Source organism: Microbacterium sp. K36, from assembly GCF_004794355.1.
Classification (GTDB): domain Bacteria; phylum Actinomycetota; class Actinomycetes; order Actinomycetales; family Microbacteriaceae; genus Microbacterium; species Microbacterium paraoxydans_D.
Genome location: NZ_SSDN01000087.1, coordinates 58,634 through 65,149, shown reverse-complemented (window position 1 = coordinate 65,149; position 6,516 = coordinate 58,634). Strand labels below are relative to the sequence as shown.

At 72.0% G+C, this 6,516-nt stretch carries 7 protein-coding genes; 1 reads left to right on the top strand and 6 read right to left on the bottom strand.

Annotated elements, in window-relative coordinates; all coding sequences use genetic code 11:
• The 5 genes from DW296_RS11855 to DW296_RS11835 all read right to left on the bottom strand — a co-directional run.
• Positions 1-206 (bottom strand): hypothetical protein (locus DW296_RS11855; RefSeq protein WP_136052393.1); only part of this gene is annotated, 206 nt, incomplete at its 3' end.
• Between the two features lie 75 nt (positions 207-281).
• Entirely contained in the window at positions 282-815 is a 534-nt protein-coding gene (locus DW296_RS11850; RefSeq protein ID WP_071327706.1) for a DUF4352 domain-containing protein, read from the bottom strand.
• 197 nt (positions 816-1,012) lie between these two features.
• The gene (locus DW296_RS11845) at positions 1,013-1,630 is read right to left on the bottom strand and encodes an arsenate reductase/protein-tyrosine-phosphatase family protein (protein ID WP_136052392.1); all 618 of its coding nucleotides are present in this window, start codon (positions 1,628-1,630) and stop codon (positions 1,013-1,015) included.
• Positions 1,627-2,346, bottom strand: a complete 720-nt coding sequence (locus tag DW296_RS11840) for a CDP-alcohol phosphatidyltransferase family protein (protein WP_136052391.1) — start codon at positions 2,344-2,346, stop codon at positions 1,627-1,629. Before DW296_RS11840 ends, DW296_RS11845 begins: the two co-directional genes overlap by 4 nt.
• Entirely contained in the window at positions 2,337-3,290 is a 954-nt protein-coding gene (locus tag DW296_RS11835; protein WP_240743076.1) for a glycosyltransferase family 2 protein, read from the bottom strand. Before DW296_RS11835 ends, DW296_RS11840 begins: the two co-directional genes overlap by 10 nt.
• 187 nt (positions 3,291-3,477) lie before the next feature.
• Between DW296_RS11835 and DW296_RS16660 the strand changes: the two genes are divergently transcribed.
• On the top strand, positions 3,478-5,472 hold the full coding sequence (locus DW296_RS16660; protein ID WP_240743075.1) for a glycosyltransferase: 1,995 nt from the start codon (positions 3,478-3,480) through the stop codon (positions 5,470-5,472).
• Positions 5,473-5,481: 9 nt separating this feature from the next.
• Here DW296_RS16660 and DW296_RS11820 read toward each other — a convergent pair whose 3' ends face one another.
• A complete protein-coding gene (locus DW296_RS11820) occupies positions 5,482-6,501 on the bottom strand; it encodes a glycosyltransferase family 4 protein (RefSeq protein ID WP_136052390.1) in 1,020 nt (339 codons plus the stop codon).
• Positions 6,502-6,516 lie beyond the last annotated feature (15 nt).

Below are 6,516 nucleotides of genomic sequence, written 5' to 3'. Positions count from 1 at the left end.
TACCCGTTGTCGATCTGCACGGTCGGGATCGGGTCCGACGTCACCACGTCGTCGTTCCGCTGCAGAAGCGGCGGTGGCGTCGACGGCGTATCGGCCGCTGCCGCCCCGGTCGCCCCCAACGTGGTCATGCCCGTGATCAGCAGCGCCGCCGTCACGACCGACGCGAGTGCGCTCAGCGCCCGCCTCGAAGTGGATGTCTTACCCATGTTGCTCCCCAGCCCCAGATTTCTTCTTCGAAAGTGTCACGTACGAGACGCGGCGGAAGTCGTCGCGTCCACAGCTCAGGAGAGCTCGCCCGCGAAGGTCGCCACCGGCTCACCGGCGGCATAGTTCACACTGATCTTCACGGCGCGGCCCTTCGTAGGGTCGAGCATGAAGACGTAGGTTCCCGTGGCGTCATCGCCGGCGGCCAGTTCCCCATGGAGCGGCTCGTTCGGACCCGCGGTCGTGGCCACCCCCACGTCGCCGTCGTCGGTGACGAGGCTGACGACGGCGGAGTCGATGCTCTGCGCCCGCTTCGACTCGTTCGCGACCTTCACGGTCACCACCACGGCGGAGCCGGCATACTCGCCCGGCGTCTCGGGGGTGATCTCGGTGGTCGAGATGTCGTCGACGGTCACGACCATGTCGGTGGACAGGGCGATCTCCGCGTCCAGCGCGCCGCTCTCCTCGGTCAACGCAGGGGCCTCGGTGGGCCCTTGGGCCTCGGGATCGGCCGGCGGCGTCCAGTCGGTCGTGCTGGTGCCCTCGGGCTCCGGCGACGCCGCGGTGTCCGGTGCCGCCGTGCACCCGGCGAAGGCGAGCGCGAGCGCCACGACGGGCGCGATGAACAGCGCACGTCGTGCGCGAGATGAGCCGTCCCCAGAACGGCATGCTGAAACAGTGAACACTGCAGCTCCCCAGAACCCAGATTCCCCAGCCAGAGCCCCCTCGGCTCCGGTTTCCCCCCAGCCGTGCAGAACACGGCGTCGGCTAATGGTAGTGCGGACCGTGGAAAACCACAACCCTCCGCTCAGGAGGAATGTCGGCGGTGCCCGCCGAGCTGCCCGGCGATCGCATCGACGGCCTGCTCGACCTCGGTGATGGTGTCGGTGTGCCCCCGACTCCCATGCCGATCGGCGATGGACGCCGGGTCCTGGGCGGAGCGCCGGTCGAGGAGCCGACGGAGCGCACCGCCGCGACGCGGCGGGCCGCCGAGCGGCACGGCGCGTGTCCGCGCCCGGTCGAGGTGCGCGAGGTAGTCGGCGACCACGTCGGACCCCCCGGACGGGAAGCCGATCCCGAGGTGCGCCGCCTCGCGCAGCGTGAACATCCGGTCGCGGTACTCGGGCGCCGCCCGCACCAGCTCCCCCCGGACATCGCGCGAGGCGGTCAGCACGAGGTCCGCCTCGGCGAGCATCTCCGGCGTGACCTCCTGGGCTCGATGCGCCCGCGATTGCGCCTGCCAGCCTTCGTCGGTGTGCCGCGCGGCGACCTCGGCGCAGATCGGGTCACCGTCGTGGGCGCGCACGCCGGCGCTGCGCACCACGAACGCGGACCCCTCCCCCAGCCCGCGCCGCAGCGCCAGCTCGGCCAAGGGGGAGCGGCAGACGTTGGCCGCGCACACGATGAGGATCGAGCCGCCGGTCATGCCGCGTCACCGAGCCTTCCGATCTCGCGGAACCACTTCACCGCGGCGAGCGCGAGGAACAGGACCGCGGCGGCGCAGAGCGCGGCGTAGGCGACGAGGAACACCGGCGTCCAGCCCCAGAGGACGAAGACGAGGCAGACCAGCCCGAAGTCGGTCGGCAGCAGCACGAGTGAGCGCCGGAGGGTGCCTCCGCCACGCTCGTGCGTGGACGCGACGGAATGCTTGCCCTTGAGGAGGTCGTTCAAGAGCATGCCCGAGAACGTGGTCGTGGCGACGATGCTGAACACGATGGGGATCAGCAGCAGCGACGGCGCCTCAGGGAGGACCCGGTACAGGCCGATCAGCACCGCCAGATGCAGGGACGCGATCTTGAGCGTGTCGATGAAGTGGTCCAGCCACTCGCCCTGCGGGCTCCCGCCGCCGCGGAGCCGGGCGACCTGACCGTCCGCGGAGTCCCACGCGTAGCCGAGGACGAGGAGGAGCGCGATGAGCAGCCCGAACGGCACGGTGACCGGGGCGAAGGCGATGAGGCCGATGGCGGCGAACGAATGGACGGCGCTGATGATCGACACCTGGTTCGGCGTGAGACCGAGCCGGAACGCCACCGCGGCGAGCACGCGTCCGAGCCGGCGGTTCACGTAGACCGAATAGGCCGGTGCGCCACGCGCGTGCCCCTTCTGCGCCCGTGCGAGCTGTCGGTAGGCGTCTACGACCATGTCGTTCCCTTCGGGTCCGTGCCGGAGAGTCGCGCGATCCGCCGGGCCTCGCGCACCCCGCGGACGTAGGCGCGGAGCGGCGCGGCGGAGTGCAGCAGCTGTCGGCGGCCGCCGCGGAGGATCACCTCGCGGGCGGTGCGGGGTATCGACCGGCGCCAGCGATGCACGGTCTCGTCGTCGAGGTGCCGGACCGCGTACAGCATCCGGTTTCGGATGTTGTAGAAGTAGTAGCCCTCCGACTTCGCCCTCGCGAGCTGGGGCTCGGCGCGTTGCGTACCGCCCTCGTCGTGCACGGCCGTCGCCTCCTCGACGAGGACGAGCGTGCCTCCGGCCGAGACGACGCGGCGGGAGAAGTCGACGTCCTCCCAGTAGAGGAAGTACTCGTCGTCGAAGCCTCCCGTGAGCGCCCACACCTCGCGGGTGATCCACAGGCAGGCGCCGCTCAGCCACGCCTCATAGGGGCGCACGTCGTCCGCCCGGCGTTTGCGGCGCGCGCGCATCGTGCCGTCGTCGAGCAGGAGGTCGATGCCGGCGAACCAGGTGCGTCCGTCGGAGTCGGTGATCACCGGCGAGGCGAGGGTCGTGCGCGAGGCCGCGGTGGCGGCGGCCAGGCGCGCGAGCGATGCACGGTCGATATGGGCGTCCGGGTTGATCACGAGGACGTCGGTCGCGCCGTCCGCGAGCGCTCGGGCGACCCCGATGTTGACCCCGCCGCCGAATCCGCTGTTCGTCTCGGGGGTGATGAGGGTCCATCCGTGCGCCTGTGCGACGGCGACGGCGGCCTCGCGCTCCGCGGTACCCGCCCAGTTGTCGACGACGACGATCAGCGTCTCCTCGTCGACGGCACGGGCCTCGCGCTCCACGAGCACCAGGTTGCGCTCGAGCAGCCGCGCCGAGGCGTAGTTCACGACGACGACGGCCAGCCGTCCGTGCACGATTGACACGCGATCCTCCCCCCGGATCCGCCCACACGGTCCGCTCGGGTCGCCGGTCGAATTCCCCAGAGTCGCGACCGGCGTCGACTCCCAGGACACCGACTATACGCCAGAGCCGGCTCGGCGCACCCGCCGTTCACGGTACGATGAGCCGGCGCGGGGACACAGGCGCACGACTGCCATGGGGATGAGGCGGATGACGAGGGGACCGGGGACGGGCGACGCGATCGCCGTGACGATCGGCGTGCCCACCTACCGACGGCCGGAGCTGCTGGCGGCGCTGCTGCGCGCGCTCCCTGACCGGATCGCGGAGTGCACGCATCTCGGCGTGGACGTGGAGGTGCTGGTCGTCGACAACGACGCCGCCGGCTCCGCCCGCGAGGTGGCCGCGAGCGCCGCCCTGCCCGTCCGCTACGTCGTCGAGCCGACGCCGGGAATCGTCGCGGCCCGGAACCGGCTGCTCGACGAGTGCGCCGACCGCGACCTGCTCGCCTTCATCGACGACGACGAGGTCCCCCGTGCCGGCTGGCTCTCGGCGCTGATCACCACCTGGCGCGCGTTCGACGCGGATGCCGTCATGGGCCGCGTCATCTCCGTGTTCGACGCCGACGTCGATCCCTGGCTGCTCGCCTCCGGCACGTTCCGTCGTCCGCCCCGCCCGACCGGGACGGTGCTCTCGGTCGCCGCGGCGGGGAACCTGCTGCTCGACCTGCGGGCGGTGCGCGGCTTCGGCGTGCGCTTCGACCCGTCCCTCGGGCTCGGCGGCGGCGAGGACACGCTCTTCACCCGCGAGCTCGTCGGCCGAGGCGGCCGCATCGTCTGGTGCAACGAGTCCGAGACGGAAGACCTCGTCGTCGCCGCGCGGCTCAGCCGCGCGTGGGCGGCACAGCGGGCGTTCAGCTCGGCGAACGCCGGCACCCGCATCGCAGTGAAGCTCGCGCACGGGAGGGTGCGCCGCGGGGTGCTCCGCGTGCACGCCGTCCTCGGCGGCCTCACCCGGATCGTCGTCGGTGCGGCGCGCCGGGCCCTCGGCGCCGTCACCTCGAACATCACCCATCACGCCCGCGGCACCCGCCTGATCCATCGCGGTCGCGGCACCATCGCGGCCGCCTTCGGGCGCCGCTACGACGAGTACCGTCGCCCCTCGGAGGACAACACGATGACCGAATCCGCGTCGAGCATCCGCGTGATGCAGTCCCTGGGCGCGCCGCGCCCCACGACGAATCCGTACAACAAGATGCTCGACGAGGCTCTCGGGACGACGGAGGGCCTGGAACACCTCCGGTTCTCCTGGAAGACTGCGCTCTTCGGCCGTTACGACGCCTTCCACTGGCACTGGCCGGAGGCGAAGCTCCACGGATCCGCCTGGTGGAAGTCCGCGGGGAAGTTCGCGCTCACGACCGCGCTCGCCTTCCGGCACCGGTTGTCGCGGCGGATCGCCGTGGTCCGGACCGTGCACAACCTGGAGCTCCCCGACGACAACGCCCCGCGACTCTGGCTGCTGCGCTTCATCGACCGGCACACCGACTACCGGATCGTCATCAACGAGACCACACCGCTGCCGGCCGGGACCCCGCACAGCCTCATCCTGCACGGGCACTATCGCGACTGGTACGCGGTCTACCCGTCCGCGGAGCGCGTGCACGGACGGCTGGGGTCGTTCGGCGGGATCCGGAGGTACAAGGGCCTCGACGGGTTCATCGACGCCTACGGCGAGGCCGTCGCGATCGAGCCGGCGCTGAGCCTGCGCATCGGCGGGCGTCCATCCACGCCGGAGCTCGCCGACGACCTCCGCGCACGCACCGCCGCGCTCCCCGGAGTCGACCTCCACCTCGACTTCCTCAGTGACGCGGAGCTCGTGGACCTCGCGACGTCATCCGAGCTGATCGTGCTCGCGTACCGCTTCATGCACAACTCGGGCAGCGTCCTGGCCGCCCTGTCGATGGGCCGCCCGGTCCTGGTGCCGCGGAACCAGGCGAACGAAGCCCTCGCCCGCGAGGTGGGCGCCGAGTGGGTGCACATGTACGACGGAGACGACCTCGATGCCGAGACGCTCGTCTCCTCCTGGCGCGCGGCGGCCTCCCTCGCCGGGACTCCCGACCTCTCCCGTCGCGAGTGGGCGGATGCGGGTCGCGCGCACCGCGACGCCTTCCGAGCCGCCGTGCGCGTCAAGCGCCGGGGACGGGACTGATCCGCCCCCTCAGCCGTCGGCTCGGAGACCGCGAACGAGCGCGTCGACCATCGTCCTCGTCGTAAACCGCTGCTCGACCTCGATCCGCCCCTGCTGCCCGAGCGCGGCCGCTCGGTCGGGGTCGTCGAGCATCCCGATCAACGCCTCCGCCAGAGCCTCCGGTTCCCCCGGTGGGACGAGGGCACCGGTGCGGGTGCTGACGTAGTCACGCATGCCCGGGGTGTCCGAGACCACGACGGGACGCGCGGTGGCGAGTGCCTCGAGGGCGACCGTCATCCCGGATGCGTGCAGGTTCGGGCGGGTCGCGGTCACCACGACACTCGCTGTCGCATACAGATCGCGGAGCTCGGTGTGCGGCAGTCGGCGCACGAGCCGGACGCCCTCCGGAGGCGGCAGCGCGGAGGGCGACTGCACGACGACGTCGACGCCCGGGCGCGCGGCGAGGACCAGGGCGAGCGCGGCGTACAACGTCGCGGGATCCCGGTCCCTGTCGTTGCCCGCGCTGACGATCCGGGGGGTGGCCGACGGCGGGTGCGCGGCGAAGAACTCGTGGTCGATCCCGAACGGGACGACGAAGACCCGCGGCCCGCCGGACCCGAGGAGCCGCTGCAACGGGACCACCTGCGCCTCGCTGAGCACCCAGAGCGCCGTGGCCGCCCGCAGCATCGTCACCAAGCGACCGGGTGCGGCACCGGCCGCCGCCATGTCGGTGAGCCAGATGACCCCCGCGGCGTACCGCGTCCGCGGCCGCAGGATCTGGAGGCGGTAGGCCGTGTTCTCGTCCCAGGCGATGGCGAGCCCCGCGCGGGGTCGGGGGCCGAGGCCGGCGCGTGCGCGGAGCCGTGCGATCCGACCGGGATCGGGGAGTTCGTCCACCTCCACCACGGCATGCTCGCGGAGAGCGTCCAGCCCATACGGCCACACGCTCGGAACCTCTCCCCTGGCGTGTGCGCGCGCCCAGACGGAGGCCGACTGCTCGGCACGATGCGCCCAGGTGACGGACAGCGCCGGGCTGTCCTCGGATCCCACGAGGCCCACTATGGC

Excerpts from the sequence above, each read along its gene's own strand:
- DW296_RS11845 (WP_136052392.1), bottom strand. The coding sequence starts at position 1,630 with ATGACCGGCGGCTCGATCCTCATCGTGTGCGCGGCCAACGTCTGCCGC.
- DW296_RS11840 (WP_136052391.1), bottom strand. The coding sequence starts at position 2,346 with ATGGTCGTAGACGCCTACCGACAGCTCGCACGGGCGCAGAAGGGGCAC.
- DW296_RS16660 (WP_240743075.1), top strand. The coding sequence starts at position 3,478 with ATGACGAGGGGACCGGGGACGGGCGACGCGATCGCCGTGACGATCGGC.